The organism is Mesotoga sp., from assembly GCF_035363035.1.
In the GTDB taxonomy this organism is placed as follows: Bacteria; Thermotogota; Thermotogae; order Petrotogales; family Kosmotogaceae; genus Mesotoga.
Genome location: NZ_DAOSEH010000012.1, coordinates 1 through 15,117, shown reverse-complemented (window position 1 = coordinate 15,117; position 15,117 = coordinate 1). Strand labels below are relative to the sequence as shown.

The 15,117-nt window shown below is 51.5% G+C and carries 12 protein-coding genes; 8 read left to right on the top strand and 4 right to left on the bottom strand.

What is annotated here, in order from left to right:
- Positions 1-232 precede the first annotated feature (232 nt).
- On the bottom strand, positions 233-3,379 hold the full coding sequence (locus tag PKX57_RS03670) for an Eco57I restriction-modification methylase domain-containing protein (RefSeq protein WP_214047423.1): 3,147 nt from the start codon (positions 3,377-3,379) through the stop codon (positions 233-235).
- Positions 3,380-3,547: 168 nt separating this feature from the next.
- On the opposite strand from PKX57_RS03670, the gene PKX57_RS03665 reads away from it, so the two are divergent.
- From PKX57_RS03665 to PKX57_RS03655, 3 genes are read left to right on the top strand one after another with little or no spacing between them, the layout of a single operon-like run.
- Complete coding sequence (locus PKX57_RS03665) at positions 3,548-4,183, top strand: cobalamin-dependent protein (RefSeq protein ID WP_213922548.1); 636 nt, start codon at positions 3,548-3,550, stop codon at positions 4,181-4,183.
- A complete protein-coding gene (locus PKX57_RS03660; protein ID WP_472416056.1) occupies positions 4,180-5,232 on the top strand; it encodes a uroporphyrinogen decarboxylase family protein in 1,053 nt (350 codons plus the stop codon). The genes PKX57_RS03665 and PKX57_RS03660 overlap by 4 nt, the downstream gene beginning before the upstream one ends.
- Complete coding sequence (locus tag PKX57_RS03655) at positions 5,193-6,761, top strand: diguanylate cyclase (RefSeq protein ID WP_472416055.1); 1,569 nt, start codon at positions 5,193-5,195, stop codon at positions 6,759-6,761. The genes PKX57_RS03660 and PKX57_RS03655 overlap by 40 nt, the downstream gene beginning before the upstream one ends.
- A gap of 30 nt (positions 6,762-6,791) precedes the next feature.
- Here PKX57_RS03655 and PKX57_RS03650 read toward each other — a convergent pair whose 3' ends face one another.
- Positions 6,792-7,436, bottom strand: a complete 645-nt coding sequence (locus tag PKX57_RS03650) for an MgtC/SapB family protein (RefSeq protein ID WP_214049940.1) — start codon at positions 7,434-7,436, stop codon at positions 6,792-6,794.
- Positions 7,437-7,566: 130 nt separating this feature from the next.
- Between PKX57_RS03650 and PKX57_RS03645 the strand changes: the two genes are divergently transcribed.
- Positions 7,567-8,898, top strand: a complete 1,332-nt coding sequence (locus PKX57_RS03645; protein ID WP_472416053.1) for an MATE family efflux transporter — start codon at positions 7,567-7,569, stop codon at positions 8,896-8,898.
- Positions 8,899-8,971: 73 nt separating this feature from the next.
- On the opposite strand, the gene pepV is transcribed toward PKX57_RS03645, so the two are convergent.
- Together pepV and PKX57_RS03635 are read right to left on the bottom strand one after the other, a co-directional pair.
- The gene (pepV, locus tag PKX57_RS03640) at positions 8,972-10,357 is read right to left on the bottom strand and encodes a dipeptidase PepV (protein WP_213922554.1); all 1,386 of its coding nucleotides are present in this window, start codon (positions 10,355-10,357) and stop codon (positions 8,972-8,974) included.
- Positions 10,358-10,360: 3 nt separating this feature from the next.
- The gene (locus PKX57_RS03635) at positions 10,361-11,377 is read right to left on the bottom strand and encodes a mannose-1-phosphate guanylyltransferase (RefSeq protein ID WP_472416051.1); all 1,017 of its coding nucleotides are present in this window, start codon (positions 11,375-11,377) and stop codon (positions 10,361-10,363) included.
- Between the two features lie 218 nt (positions 11,378-11,595).
- Between PKX57_RS03635 and kal the strand changes: the two genes are divergently transcribed.
- The 4 genes from kal to kamA form a co-directional block, all read left to right on the top strand.
- Positions 11,596-11,988, top strand: a complete 393-nt coding sequence (kal, locus tag PKX57_RS03630; RefSeq protein ID WP_472416049.1) for a 3-aminobutyryl-CoA ammonia lyase — start codon at positions 11,596-11,598, stop codon at positions 11,986-11,988.
- Positions 11,981-12,796, top strand: a complete 816-nt coding sequence (gene kce / locus PKX57_RS03625) for a 3-keto-5-aminohexanoate cleavage enzyme (RefSeq protein WP_472416047.1) — start codon at positions 11,981-11,983, stop codon at positions 12,794-12,796. Before kal ends, kce begins: the two co-directional genes overlap by 8 nt.
- A 14-nt stretch (positions 12,797-12,810) precedes the next feature.
- The gene (gene kdd / locus PKX57_RS03620) at positions 12,811-13,842 is read left to right on the top strand and encodes an L-erythro-3,5-diaminohexanoate dehydrogenase (protein ID WP_472416045.1); all 1,032 of its coding nucleotides are present in this window, start codon (positions 12,811-12,813) and stop codon (positions 13,840-13,842) included.
- 10 nt (positions 13,843-13,852) lie between these two features.
- Positions 13,853-15,117, top strand: a 1,265-nt coding sequence (kamA, locus tag PKX57_RS03615) for a lysine 2,3-aminomutase (RefSeq protein ID WP_472416043.1), incomplete at its 3' end; no start/stop codon positions are given.

Sequence of the window (15,117 nt, the reverse complement as noted above, 5' to 3'; positions counted from 1 at the left end):
CAACCATGAACGGTTCTTAGCAGGAGCGTTTCAGGGCAGACTGTACAGGATGAATTTGAATCGTGCCTGCACGATACGAAGTATCTATTAGTTATATCATTATTTAGTAGTGACGGGTTTTCCGGAGCCGGTTTTTCCGTTTCCGGAAAATCCGTTTGTGGTGAGAATGGCTTTATTGAAGGCTTTGGCGATCTGTGCGAATCCAGGGCTTCAATTTTCTCGCAATCGGTTATCAGTGCTGCTTTACAGAAGATTCTACAAGGTCAATGTCCTCCCTGTTCAACCGGTATAGTTCATAAATTGCAAGGTTTATCTCCCGATCCAGCAGTTCTATCTTCTCTTCGAGTTCGTTCAGTTCTTCGCGCTTCTTCCTGAACCAGCCGTTGAGCTCTTCTTTCTGCCCCAGTGTCAGTCTGGCTTTCTGTTTTTCGAGCTCCCACACGAACTGGTTCCAGCCCAGGCGATAGAACTGTTGCAGGTTTTTGCCGGTTTTTTTGAGCCCGTACTCTGTGGAGATCAATTCCATGCAACTCGAGAGTCTGCCGGAAAGATCTGACTTCAGATCTATCAGTTCCTTCGTTTTCGCCTCTATCGATTTTCCGGTCGGGCTGTCCGGAACGACCACCGTAACGTTTTTCAGGTAAGTCCAGATGAGCTGGTAGCCGTTCTGAATCTCCGTGCAATGGCGCGAGATCAAGTACCAACCCAGAATGCTGTTCAGAGTGGCGAGCAGGACGTAATCTTCCATTCCGATGTTCCATACCGCATCGTTGGTCAGGAATTCGCCCCTGGCATCTATGGCGAAGGCCGGAGACACCTGGAATTTCTGGTAACTGATCTTCGGCCGTTCGAAGGCTTCGTAGTATTCAACCGAATCTTGAATCTCATACCATGCATAATTACCTGGTTTCCTACCGATCTTCTGGGAATTTTCTTTCTTCGGCTCAAGCCTCTCTCGGTAGTATTCGAGATATTCATTTATCGCCTGGTATCGAGTTATATCTATTCCTCTCCTTGAAAATATCAAATACTTCCCTTCCCAGTCGATTGAGTAGCGTCTGACCTCTCTGCCAGTTATGTGAGGTTTGATTATCTCCGCCGATTTACTGTCTTTCTCGATCAGTTCCTTCCGCTTTTGTCCGTCTATAACGAAAGCCTCGCTCAGCCCAGTTTTTATGCCATAGAAAGCATTTTCACCCACATACTCGCCCAGAGGAACTCCGAGTTCTTTTATCCTCTCCAGCAGGTTTCTGGATCTCCGGTTTTCGAGCGACCAACCGCCGGAATCGGGCGTTATAGTGACTTCGTAGCCCTTCTCTTCGAGTTCCGCTCTTAGATCGGCTACTTCGAGGGTTTCCAATCTCAGGTACTTGAAAGTCATCGGTCCTTCGGGAATGGTTTTCTTTATAGTTATTATGCAGGGATAGGTCGTTGCATCTTCGAAGACCTGCAGGTCTCCGAAATCCATCAGTTCCACAAGCGTGTAGTTCTTCTGTATATATCCTGTCAGCTTTTTTCCGTAATTGGCCCTGAGAAATTTGTTGGATACTATGAAGCTCAGATAACCGCCCTCGCGAAGAAGCGCCAGACCCTTCTCAATGAAATAGACGTAGAGATCGGCCACGCCGCTGTAGGTTTCGAAATTGAGGGAGCAGTATTCCTTCAGTTCCGGTGAAAGGAGTTCCTGCCTGACGTAAGGGGGGTTGCCTATCACTATATCGAACCCACCTTCTTCGAAGACTTTTCCGAACTCTTTGCGATACTCGAAAGCCTTCTCGCCGGCTATTTCTCTCGATTGGACGAGCGAGTCACCACAACGAACGTTTCTGTCAAGATTTTCCAGCGGCTCATCACTTCTGGCAGTCTTCAACCAGAGTGAAAGTTTGGTGATCTCGACGCTCTCCTCGTTCAGATCTACACCGTACAGGTTGTTGAGGAGAATCGTTCTGTCGTTTTCCGCCGGGTTGTAATCGAAGAGAGTTCCATACCTGGCATCCTTGCTTTTGATTTCCCCCTGTTCGTAGGCGCTCTTCCAGGCCTTCTGAAGATAGGTATGCGCCTGGTTGAGGAAGGCGCCGCTGCCACAGGCGGGGTCGAGTATCCGTATGACGGGTAATCTATCGGGGTGTTCTTCCAGATATCTTCCCAGAGTGTTTTCCACGATGTAGTGAGTTATGTTTTCAGGAGTGTAGAAGATCCCCTGTTTCTTGCGGTTCGCCCTGCTCGTATGGAGTTCCAGCCCGTCGAATTCGCTTCGTAACTGTTCAAGATCGGAGATCGATTGCTCGAAGATGTGTCCCAGTATGTTGACGTTAAGATCGCTTTCGAAGTCGTACCCGGCCAGTTCCACTATTTCTTTCCAGATCGCGTCGCCTATACGCAGCGAATCGAGCAGGCCGTCATAAGCGAAGAGTCCCCCGTCGTAGCCGTTGATCGGCGGCGACACTTTGTCGTTTCCTCTGTCTATGGCCTTGAAAAGACCCTTCATTTCGAGCCAGACTCTCTGGTCGGAGTCCAGGAAGGAGGAGACCCCTCGCTCGAAGGCCCTTTTGAGTATCTCCCTGGGTAGAAGTCCTTTGTCCTCGCAGAAGAGAATGAAGACGACCCGATCGAGTAATTTCTGGGCCTTTTCAAGAAGAATAGAACTGTCGTATCCGACGTTGTTCTCCCTGAGATGCTTGAATAGCTTCAGACGGAGCTCCCTGTAAGCGCTGTAGAAATCCCCGCTTATGCTCTTTTCCTGCGCCTCGCTTGTCTGCAAAAGCTCGTCCAAAGGTGATAACGCACCGTCTCCGAGCAGATTATCCTTCGACATGAGGAAATAGAAGCGCTTGAATTGCTCGTCTTCTTCGAGCTGGAGAACGTTGAAACTTTCGTAGTAGCTCTGGGTTTTCGATTTGTTGTAGAGCCTTATTTCGCGTATGTTGGATACTATTATCCAGTTGCAGCCGTCGTACTTGGTAGCGTAAAGGTAAGACTGTTCGATGGGAGTGAAGTTCTCTCTCCGGGCAGACTGTCTCCTGTCCAGAGAAGTCATGGCGTCTTTCAGCTCTATTACGGCTTTCGTTGTACTCTTATCGCTCGAGTAGAAACCCAGAGAACCATCGGGAATCCTGGCGTCTATGTCGTTGCCCGGGTGTTGCGTCAGGTTCCATTCCTTCTTTCCATCGGCCTGCGTTGTGTAGCCGAGTACCTCGCCGAAGAATTTAGAGAGAAACAGGCCCTGTATCGAAATCTCTTTTGTTTTACTCAAGTCGCTATCTCTCAAAGACTTTTGCCACTTGGCTATCACATTTATCTTTTTCTTAAACTCCCCGCCGGCGGGAAAGGAGAATCTTTGCATCCTCTCTCTGAGAAGCCTTGAGTTGAAAAGTTGCATTCAGTGCGCCCCCCGATTGAAACGTTCTCGAAAAAGTATAGCACGGATCGCTCTACCAAAAAAACGGTCAACTGTCCGGAATTGTAGAGTCGGTGGCACTGTTTTGCATGTTTTTTGTGTAAAATGGAGCATAAACGAGAGAGTTCTCTTTTCACAGGAGTGGTTGAGGTGGATATAACTTCGAGCGATCTGGAATTAGCGTTTCTTTCAGCCAGTTATTCCAGAGTCAGAGAGCAGTTCGGCCTGATCGTGTCAGAACACGGTTTACAGGTGGCTGTTGACAGTTTCCTGGTAGATGCGCTGGATAGGATCGGCCGGTCCTGGGCAGACGGGAGCGCCTCGCTTTCGCAGGTCTATATCTCGGGCAAGATCTCCGAACGTCTTTTGGATGAGTTCGCCCGCGATAGGGAGCATAAGAAAGACGACAGCGCACGAATCGCGATTGTGACTCTGTACGATCGACACACTCTCGGGAAGAGGATAGTGAGGAGTTTCCTGAGATCTTCAGGCTATGAAATAGTGGATCTGGGATCGCTTTCAAGCAATGAAGAGCTACTTGGCGCCGTTAAAAAATACGACGTGGAGATTCTTCTAATCTCTGTTTTGATGCTCCACTCTGCCCTGAAGATCGAGAGCTTCATCACAGAGCTCAAAGGAAGGGGATTTCAAACAAGGGTGGTCGTCGGAGGTGCGCCTTTCAACGCCGACGAAACACTCTGGAGAAGAGTTAAAGCCGATAGATACGGAAAGACGGCAGCCGAAGCTATCGATATAATAAACGAGATCACGGGAGATTCGAGATGAGCGAAATAACTTCGATGGAGAGAGTCCTAAAATCCCTCAGCTTTCAGGAACCCGACAGGGTACCGCTATTCTTGCTTCTGACTATGCACGGCGCGAAGGAACTTGGCATGACCATACGTGAGTATTTTTCCAGCGCGGAGAATGTTGTCAGGGGTCAGATCTTACTGCGAAGAAAGTACGACAACGATTGTTATTTTCCCTTCTTCTACGCCGGGAGAGAGATAGAGGCGCTTGGCGGCGATGTAGTTTACAGCGAGGATGGACCTCCAAATGCAGGGGAGCCGATCATAAAGAAAGTCGAAGATATTGAAAGATTGGCGATGCCTGATCCGAGAACGGTCCGCCCTCTACAGAGTGTGTTGAAGGCGATAAACGCTCTCAAGGAGGATGGAAGGGGTGGTGTTCCGGTCTTAGGTGTTGTCATTTCGCCCTTTTCGCTGCCGGTGATGCAGATGGGCTTCGAGAGATACCTGGATATCCTTTACGATGATAGGGCCTTTTTCGACAGACTGATGAGATTCAACAAGGAGTTCAGTGTGAGGTGGGCAAACGCTCAGATAGAGGCCGGAGCGACCGCGATCTGTTATTTCGATCCTCTTTCCTCGCCCAGCATAACGGACGTTGAAACTTTCAAAGCTACTGGATACCAGATCGCGAAGGAAGTTATCTCCAGAATAAAGGCACTCGTGGCGATGCATTTCGCTTCAGGTCTTTGTATGGATATTCTGGATTTGCTCCCGGCAACCGGAACCGTTGCGATTGGCTTCAGCGCTCTGGAGAACATACCGAAACTGAAGGAGAAAGCTTCGGGTCTGAAACTCTCGCTTATAGGCAATTTGAACGGTGTTGAGATGATATCCTGGGATCGAAAAAAAGCCGAAGAGACTGTCAGAAGAGCGATCGAGCAGGGGGCAAAGGGTGGAGGGTTTGTTCTGTCGGATAACCACGGCGAAATCCCTTTCCAGGTTTCCGATGAGGTTTTGAAGGCGATTTCCGAGGCCGTGCATAGATGGGGCGAGTACCCGCTCTCGGAAGGAATTACGCGATGAAGAAGATCGTGGTGGTAGCCTGCTCCAATTTCCAACAGGAGATGCTTAAGATAAGCACCCACAATGAGTTTCAGGGGATGAGTTTTTGCTTTTATCCGGCTTTGTGCGAAGTTTCGCCCCCGTCAGATACGCGCGAAATTCTCCACGATGTTTTGAGCTCTTCGGGCGAGAAGTTTCACTTCCTTTTCGCTCCCAGGTCCTGTCCGGTTTTAAAATACATGCGTGAAAGACCTGAAATAACGCACATTGCGTACGATTATTGCCAGGAGCTCGTGGCCTGCAAAGTCATTTTGCAGCAGCAGATAGAAAGGAATTCCTATTCAGTAACGGATGGCTGGCTTTCTCAATGGAGAGAGCATTTGAGAAACTGGGGCTTCGATCCTTCTAAGACCTTGGGCTTCATGGGAGAGTTCTCCTCATCGATCGTTCACCTTAAAACCGGGGTAATCGAAAACCCGGAACGTGAACTCGCCGATTTTGCCAAAGCCGTAAAGCTCCCGACGGATGTGATCGATATAGGGCTTGATTATGCGAAAAACCTCGTTCTGGCCTCTGTTTACGACAGAATGGCGCGGAAGATGGGCCTTTTCGAAGAGGCGCTCGATTTCGATCTCCACAGGCAGATAGCCGATTATGCGATGATCAACGAAGTCCTCATGGAGATAGCCAGTCTGAATTCTGTGAACGAAGTCCTGGAGAAAATATCCACACTCGCCGAAGCGCTTTTCGCTCCAGAGGAAGTCCTTTTCTTCGAAAAGTTTCGGGACGGCTGGAGAGAGATTTACTCATCTGCAAGAGGCTCGACAGGCGCCGAAGAGGTTCTACAGATCCCGGAAAATCCCGAAGATATCTTCTCGCTCGAAGGCGGCAGAGACCTCTGGATGAAGATCCGGCATGACGATAAATTGCTCGGAGCGTTGAAGATCTCGAAAATCGCCTTTCCAGAGTATGTTGATCGCTATCTCGCCGTACTGGGAAATATCAGGAGCGTTCTGGGTTTATCGCTCATCAACGTTGAACTCCACGAAGAGTTGAAAACGATCGCCCTTACAGATCCTCTGACAGGAATTTACAACAGGAGAGGCTTCTTCGACAAGACAAAAGTCGAGTTTCTTAAAGCATCCAGAGAAAGCAAAAGCCTTTCTCTGGCGATTTACGATCTCGACAACTTCAAGGCGATAAACGATTCCTGCGGCCACGAAGTGGGTGATTTAGTTCTCAAAGAGGTCACTAAAATCGTCAAGGATAATATAAGAGAGTCCGATGTGTTTGGCAGGTTCGGAGGAGATGAATTCATAATACTCTTCCCCGGTTGCGATTTAAAATCCACGCTGAGAGTGCTAGATAGGATAAGAGTGGCTGTAGGAAAGATTAAAGAACCTTCGCTGAAGGGACGGGAGTTATCGCTCAGCTTCGGACTCACTACCACAAGGGACGGCACAGGCTCCTTCGAGGAACTAGTCGCTCTTGCCGACAGCGCTCTGTACGAGGCGAAGAACTCTGGAAGAAACACCATAAAATCTATATGATCTTATTGTGTTCGATCTGCAAGTTTCGCTCTAGCGTATTTCCGCCCCCCTGACTCCTTCTATTCTTGTCAGATCGATCATCATTTGTTTGGCCTTAATCACGTCGCCCTTGCTTATCTCGACGAGTATGCTTACGTTGTCCTCGTCCTCTTCGACGTCGATCGACTCGACGGTGATGGCGTTGTCTTTGAACCAGTTAGTGATGTTGCCGAGCAGGTCTTTGTTCTCTCTGGCGGTTATTATTATCCTCGGGAGGTTTCTGCCTCCCAGGAGGAGTTCGATTCTCTTCAGGAAGAGGACAATCGTGAGGGCGAAAACCGTCACGACCGAAGAGAGCAGATACTCTCCCGCGCCGAAACCCATTCCGACGGCGGCCGTTACCCAGAGTGTGGCGGCTGTGGTCAGTCCCTTCACCGAGAAGCCCTTTTTCAATATCGTTCCGGCGCCCAGAAAACCTATTCCCGAAACGATCTGCGCCGCCACTCTCCCAGGGTCGCCATGGTCGTCAGTTATAAATACCGTGGTCGATAGCACTGTTATGAAGGCCGCCCCGACACAGATAAGGGCATGAGTCCTCAGTCCGGCCGGTTTGTGAATTCTCTCTCTGGTGACTCCGATCAGCGCTCCGGCTAGCAGCGCGCTGAAGAGCCTCAGTGTCATGTCTAGATAGAACAAGTTCTTCCCTCCCTTTGAAGCTAGATTATACCTCATTTCAACGTGTGTGTGCCAGCTTTATACACTCTCAAGTTGTCTTCTGAAAAGATAGACTGTATAATTCTACGGCGTCTAGATTTAGGAGGAACTCATGAAAGAATTCACACGGCGGATACTTTCTATCGCGATCCCGATAACCCTACAAAACCTTATATCCACAGGTCTCAACCTGGTTGATAACCTTATGATCGGACAGCTTGGCACAACGGCGATAGCGGCCGTTGGACTGGTTAACCAGGTAGTCTTTATTTTGAACCTCTTCACTTTCGGGGCATCCAGCGGCGCCGGGATCTTCGTTTCCCAGTACTGGGGCAAGCGCGACGAAAAGAGTATAGAGAGAACGCTGGGACATATAATATACATCACCATGGGTGCGGCAACGGTCTTCTTCGTGCTCCTATACGTCTTTCCCGAGGGGATTTTGAAGATCTTCACCTCCGACACCGAAGTGATAAGGCTCGGTACGGAATACGCACGTCCCGTGGCCTTCTCGACTTTTCTGACGTCTTTCTCCTTCATTATGGCGATGGCTCTGAGAACGGTCGAAAAGGCGCGGATACCGCTGTACATAAGTCTGGTGGCCCTTTCAATAAACACCGTGGGCAACTACATACTGATCTTCGGTCTCGGTTCGATTCCGGCCATGGGAGTTTTCGGCGCTTCCGTCGCCACACTGGTGGCCAGAATTGCCGAGTTTTTCATCTTTTTGTATATCGCCCTGAGAAGATTAACACCCATAAGGTTCACCCTGTGGGCCTTCAGGTTCGACGGCCCATTTTTCAGGCGGCTAATGAAGTACGCGACGCCCGTGATCTTCAACGAGTTTCTCTGGAGCCTGGGAGTCACAGTCTATTCGCTGGTGATGGCCAGGATGGGGACTGAGTTCATCGCCGCCAGGAACATTTCCAGCACGATAGAAAACTTCGGGTTCGTTATCTTTGGAGGACTGGCATCGGCCACGGTGGTGATGGTGGGCTCAGAGCTGGGAAGAAACAATTTCACGCAGGCCAGGTTCAATGCGCGAAAGCTGATTCAGCTTACCGTGATCACGGCTGTCGCCACGGGGCTGATGATAATCTTCCTCTCGCGTTTCATCGTACAGCTCTATAACATCGATCAGACTCTCAAGGATATCGTGCTGACAGTAGTAGTCATAGTGGGACTTGCCCAACCGATAAAGATGTTCAACGCCGTCAACATCGTGGGGATATTGCGGAGCGGCGGCGATACGAAGGCCGCCATGCTAATGGAGATCTTCTCTCTCTGGGGTGTCGGAATCCCCCTAGTCGCGATCGCCGGGCTGGTTCTGAAGTGGTCTCTTCCGGCCGTTTATATCGTGATGATGGTCGAGGAGCTGGTCAAGGCGATACTGGGCATCTGGAGAACGAAGACCGGGAAGTGGGTACGGAACGTGGTCGATTGAAGCCGCAGGTTTTCAAATAAAACGGGCGCACCGGCCGGTGCGCCCGTTGTTAGGCTTGATTTACTCTCTCACTTCAAGATTGCAGAAACCTGAGGAAGAGCTGAGCGTAAATCCTGGCGACCATCAGTATATCGTCTATGGAAACTCTCTCGTTCGGCTGGTGAGCCCTCTCGATACCCCCTGGAAACAGAGCCCCGAAGGCCGCCGCGTTCGGCACCGCCCTTGCGTAAGTTCCGCCGCCGATGGCTATCGGGTCTTCGTCGTGGTCGGTCATCTCTCTGTACACTTGCCTGCACATTTTGACCAGATCGGAGTCGGGCGAGACGTATAGAGGGTTCTTGTTGTTGTGCATCTCAACCCTGCACCCTTTGAAGGCTTCTTCGATCTGGGTCCTTACCATGGCTTCGTTGAAGAAGACCGGATAGCGTATGTTGATGACCAGCTTTATCTCGCCGCCGCCGAGCTTCATGGTTCCGAGGTTGAGTGTCAATTCGCCCGACATCGAGTCCCTTCCGGCTATCCCCAGAGATTCGCCGAAGAATTCGTAGCCGATCTTCGACCTCACCAGATGCAGGAAATTGCCCAGCTCTCGATCGGAGAAGGGTAGATCGGCCAGTAGATCTACCAGAGCGGCTAGAGCGCTGTGACCCTTGTAAGGTGTCGAACCGTGGGCCGATACGCCCGTGAAAGAGACTTCCACCTTTCCGGCCGATTCCCTGACCTCGATTTTTGCCTCGTTCGAGGGCTTGAAGTTCTTTATTTTGTCGAAAACGTCCGGTGTTACGCCCTTCAAAACGGCCCTGGCGATCGATGCCACCATGTTGGCCGCCTCTCCGGCCTGGAGCGACTCTATCACCAGTCCCTCGCCGTCATTGCCCGCGCGGGAGGATATCGTATAACTGACGATTCCCTTTTCGGCGAAGATGACGGGAAATTCGGCGTCGGGAGTGACCGACATGTCGGGTATCTCTTCGTGCTTGACGTAGTACTTCATGCACTCCCAGCCCGACTCTTCGTTGGTTCCGAAGATAAGCCTGATTCTCTTTGAGGGGTTTGGACAGTGCTCTTTGATGGCTTTGAGAGCGTAGAGGGCCGCTATCATTGGGCCCTTGTCGTCCTGAGTGCCTCTCCCCCATATCTCTCCATCCTTAACCAGGCCGCTGTATGGAGGCACTTCCCAGCCTTCGCCTTCCGGCACGACATCCAGATGGCCCAGAACTCCGAAGGTCTTTCCCGAGCCGAAATCGACTATCCCGACGTAACCTTCGGCGTTTCTGGCCTGAAAGCCCAGTTTTCCGGCCAGTTCCACGGTATGTTCGAGCGATTTCTTAATGCCCTCGCCGAAAGGTCCTCCCTCCACCGGATTCTCCCTAACCGATTTGATTTTGATGGATTCGGAAATCGAATTCACCATTTCGTCTTTCAATGAAAGTACCAGATCGTCCAGCTTCTTGTCCATCGTTCATCCCCCTTGCTGTTTTATGATCTCTTTTATAGTCTGCGACTCGCCCCTTCTGCATACCAGCGTACCTTCGCCCGACATAACGACGATGTAGCCCTCGATGCTCGAGATACCGACTCTGGTCTGCGTATAGTTGACCAGAAGGCAGTTCTTCACGTCGTGCGTCGAGAACTTCCCGATGACGGCGTTTCCATTTCCATCTTTGTGGAGAAGTTCGTACACCGCGTCCCAGGAACCTATATCGTTCCAGTAGAAGTTCGCGGGAACGGTGGCTACATTCGAGGATTTCTCCATCAGGCCGTAATCTATCGATATGCGCGGGACCTTTTCGTAGATCTCTTCGATTCTCGATGGGTTTTTTTTCAACTCCAGCATCGCTTCATACAGCTCCGGCAGGTGTTTCGAAAGCTCACTGTCGAAGACTTTTTTCTTCCAGACGAACATACCGGAATTCCAGTAGAACTTACCCGACTGAAAGTATTGCTGGGCCGTCTCGTAGTCCGGTTTTTCATGGAACTTCCTGACGGCGAAAACCTCTTCGCGCTCATTCAGACAGTCTCCCCTCTCTATATAGCCGTAACCTGTGTTGGGTGATGTGGGGGTAATTCCGATAGTTACCAGTGCTTCGTGTTTACCGGCGTATTCTATGGCCGTCTTCATGGTCCGCAGGAAGGTTTCTTCATCTCTGATTATGTGGTCCGACGGGACTATTACCATTATATCGTCGTCCTCGAACCTGGTACTTCCGAGGGCGATCGCAGGCGCCGTGTTTCTTCCGGCCGGTTCGAATATAACGTTATCCCCCTTGAAGAGAGGGGTGTAGTACTGAATCAATGGAAACTGCTCTCTGGTAGTGATTATAAGCAGTTCGCCCGTTAGTTTTTCCATTCTTTCGATGGTCTCTTCGATCATGGTTTTGGCAGATCCGAAATGGTGGAACTGTTTCGGTCTCTTCTCGCTGCTCACTGGCCAAAGTCGCTCGCCGATACCTCCCGCCATGATGAGGGTCTTAACCATAAATTCTCCCCCTTTTTCTCGATTCGCTGTTAATAGCATACCAGAAAATGGCTGCTTTCCACGGAGGTTACGGGGAGTTATAGCGGTAAATGACGCATGACCATAAAGAAAGAAGGACATAGAGTACAATATTGAGTTCCACGTGCCTCTAACCGGTGTTGGTCAACTTTGCCAGGGCAGACTCGAAAAGGCAAAATTGTATAAAGGGGGTATGCAAAGTGAACAAAGTGATTCTCAGGATCAGAATGAGCCTTCACGACGCTCACTACGGAGGCAATCTAGTCGATGGGGCGAAGCTCCTGCAGCTGTTCGGCGATGTTGCGACCGAGCTGCTTATAAGAAACGATGGCGACGAGGGACTGTTCAGGGCCTACGACAGTATCGAATTCCTCTCTCCCGTGTACACCGGCGATTATATAGAGGTCACGGGCGAGATAGTTTCCAGGGGCAGGACATCTCGAAAGATGGTTTTCACGGCTACAAAGGTTATACAGGCCAGACCTGATATAAGCGATTCGGCGGCCGAGGTGCTGGACGAGCCGGTAGTCGTTTGCAGGGCGAGTGGTACATGTGTGGTTCCGCTGGATAAGCAGAGGCAAAAAGATGAATAAACTCATAATAACGGCGGCCCTGACTGGGGCCGAGGTGACCAGAGAGCAACAACCGGCCCTGCCGATAACGCCCGGGGAGATTGCGCAGGCGGCCTACGACTGTTACGAAGCAGGCGCGAGCGTAGTTCACGTCCATGCGCGCGAAGTAGACGGCAAGCCCACCCAGAGAAAAGAGGCGTACGCAGAGATCCGGGAGAGGATAGCCGAAAAGTGCAACATCATCTTCCAGCCCTCCACCGGCGGCGCGGTATGGCACACGGCTCAGGAGAGGGGAGGCCCTCTAGAGCTCGATCCCGAGATGGCGACGCTCTCGACCGGGACCTGTAATTTCGGAGACGACGTTTTTTTCAACTCTCAGGAGATCATAGAGCATTTCGCGCGGGAGATGCTCTCGCGTAAAATAAAGCCTGAGATAGAGATTTTCGAACGCGGAATGATAGAAAACGCCCTGAGACTGGTGAAGAAAGGGCTGCTCGTACCGCCCGTTCATTTCGATTTCGTTCTCGGCGTACCCGGCGCATGCCCCGGTAACATAGAAGATCTGTTGCATATGGTAAGATCTATTCCTCAAGGCAGCACCTGGACGGTGGCCGGTATCGGGCGTTACGAGCTTCCGCTGACGGTCCACGCCATACCGATGGGCGGCCACGTAAGGGTGGGGTTCGAAGATAATATATACTACCGGAAAGGCGAGCTGGCGACCTCCAACGCCCAGCTGGTAGAACGTATCGCCAGAATCGCGAGGGAGTACGGAAGAGAGATCGCCTCTCCTGACGAGGCCAGAGCCATACTGGGAATAAGTAACTGAGGCGGGAGGTAAGCATGAAAGGGTGTCCGTTCGGAAGCCACAGAGTCATCGAGCCGGAGGGGAGTCTTCCCCAGGCGGCGAAACGCATTGATAACACGCCCCGCATAAGGGATAATGAGATACTGATAGATGTGCAGACGCTCAACGTCGATTCTGCCAGTTTCACGCAGATAAAGAGTGTTTGTGGCGACAGTGAAGAAGCCGTCGCCGCTATGATAACAGATATCGTCAGGAGCAGGGGAAAGCTCCAGAATCCGGTCACGGGGTCGGGCGGCATGTTGATCGGAAGAGTCGCGGAGATAGGGAGTCTCCTGAAGGGCAGGGACCTCGAAGCGGGCGACAGGATAGCGACCCTGGTTTCGCTGTCTTTAACGCCTCTCCTGATAGAGAAGATAGGGAAGATCCACATGGATAAGGACCAGGTAGATATTCGCGGCAAAGCCGTGCTTTTTGAGAGTGGCATCTACGCCAGGCTGCCCGAAGATATGCCCGACAGACTGGCCCTTGCCATTCTGGACGTTGCCGGTGCGCCTGCCCAGGTAGATAAACTGGTGAAGCCGGGAATGAACGTGGCGGTGATCGGTGCCGGTGGAAAATCCGGCCTGCTCTGCTGTTACCAGGCCAAAAAGAAAGCGGGGGCGGGAGGAAGGGTTATAGCGGTCGAGTATTCGCCCGAAAACGCCGACAGACTTTCGAGAATGGGTCTGGCCGATCATACTATAGTCGCCGACGCCACCAGACCGCTCGAGGTGTACGAGAAAGTGAAGGAGATCACTGGAGAGGCTCTCTGCGATATCGTGATAAACAACGTCAACGTTCAGGCGACCGAGATGAGCTCGATTCTAGTCACCCGCGAGGGGGGGATCGTTTACTTCTTCAGCATGGCGACCTCTTTCGCCAGAGCCGCGCTCGGAGCCGAAGGCGTCGGTAAAGATATAACCATGATAGTCGGTAACGGTTACACCAGGGGCCACGCTTCCCTCGCGCTGGACATTTTGAGAGAGTCCGTGGCCATCAGGGAGTTGTTCGAGAGATTATACGTTTGAGGTGAGACATATGAGAGATTACAGAGATATCCCGCTCTGGAAAGACGTCACCTCCGAGCAGTGGAGCGACTGGCGCTGGCAGGTGGCAAACAGGGTGAAAAGCGTCGAGGCGCTCCGGCAGGTAATAGAGATAACCGAGGAGGAGGCTCTGGGCATTTCCGAGTGTCTGAGAACGCTCAGAATGTCCATCACTCCTTACTACGCAACTCTCATGGACCCGAGAAACGAGAGGTGTCCTATAAGGAGGCAGGCCGTTCCGACAGACAGGGAGTTGAACATAGACAGGTGGGACATGGTCGATCCGCTCCACGAAGACGAGGACTCGCCCGTTTCCGGTCTGACTCACCGCTATCCCGACAGGGTGCTTTTTCTCATCACCGATCAGTGCTCGATGTACTGCAGGCACTGCACGAGGAGAAGATTCGCCGGTCAGCTAGACAGGCCCAGGACCAAGAAGGAGATAGACGCGGCCGTGGAGTACATAAAGGAAACTCCCGAGGTGAGGGACGTTCTCCTCTCGGGCGGCGACGCGTTGCTTGTGGGAGACGACTTCCTGGAGTACATACTGAGCGAGCTTCGCAGAATACCCCACGTGGAGATAATAAGGCTGGGCACCAGAGCCCCGGTGGTCCTGCCCCAGAGGATAACGCCCGAACTGGTCGCCATGCTGAGAAAGTATCATCCCGTGTGGATCAACACCCATTTCAACCATCCGCTGGAGATAACGCCCGATTCGAAGAAGGCCTGCGAAATGCTCTCGGACGGAGGCATACCGCTGGGCAATCAATCGGTTCTCCTCAGGGGAGTAAACGATTCGCCTTACATAATGATGGAACTGGTCCACAGGCTCGTGGAGATAAGGGTCAGGCCGTACTACATATACCAGTGCGATCTCTCGCAGGGGATCGGACATTTCAGAACCTCGATCAGGAAGGGCATTGGCATTATGGAGGCCCTGATCGGAAACACATCCGGCTTCTGCGTTCCGACCTTCGTCGTCGATGCTCCGGGGGGAGGCGGCAAGATCAGAGTCATGCCGCAGTACAACATCTCCGAATCCGACAGGGTTGTGGTGTTGAGAAATTACGAGGGCGTTATAACGACCTACCACGAACCGGAGGATACCGTCAGCGATGTCGACGACGGTCTTTATAAAGAGAAATACACCTTCACGGGAGTTTCCGATCTTCTTTACGGAAACGGTCTCAGTTTCGAGCCAACGGTTTTGCAGAGACGCGAAAGAATAAAACTCTGGAAGGAAAAGAGAGTGCTGAA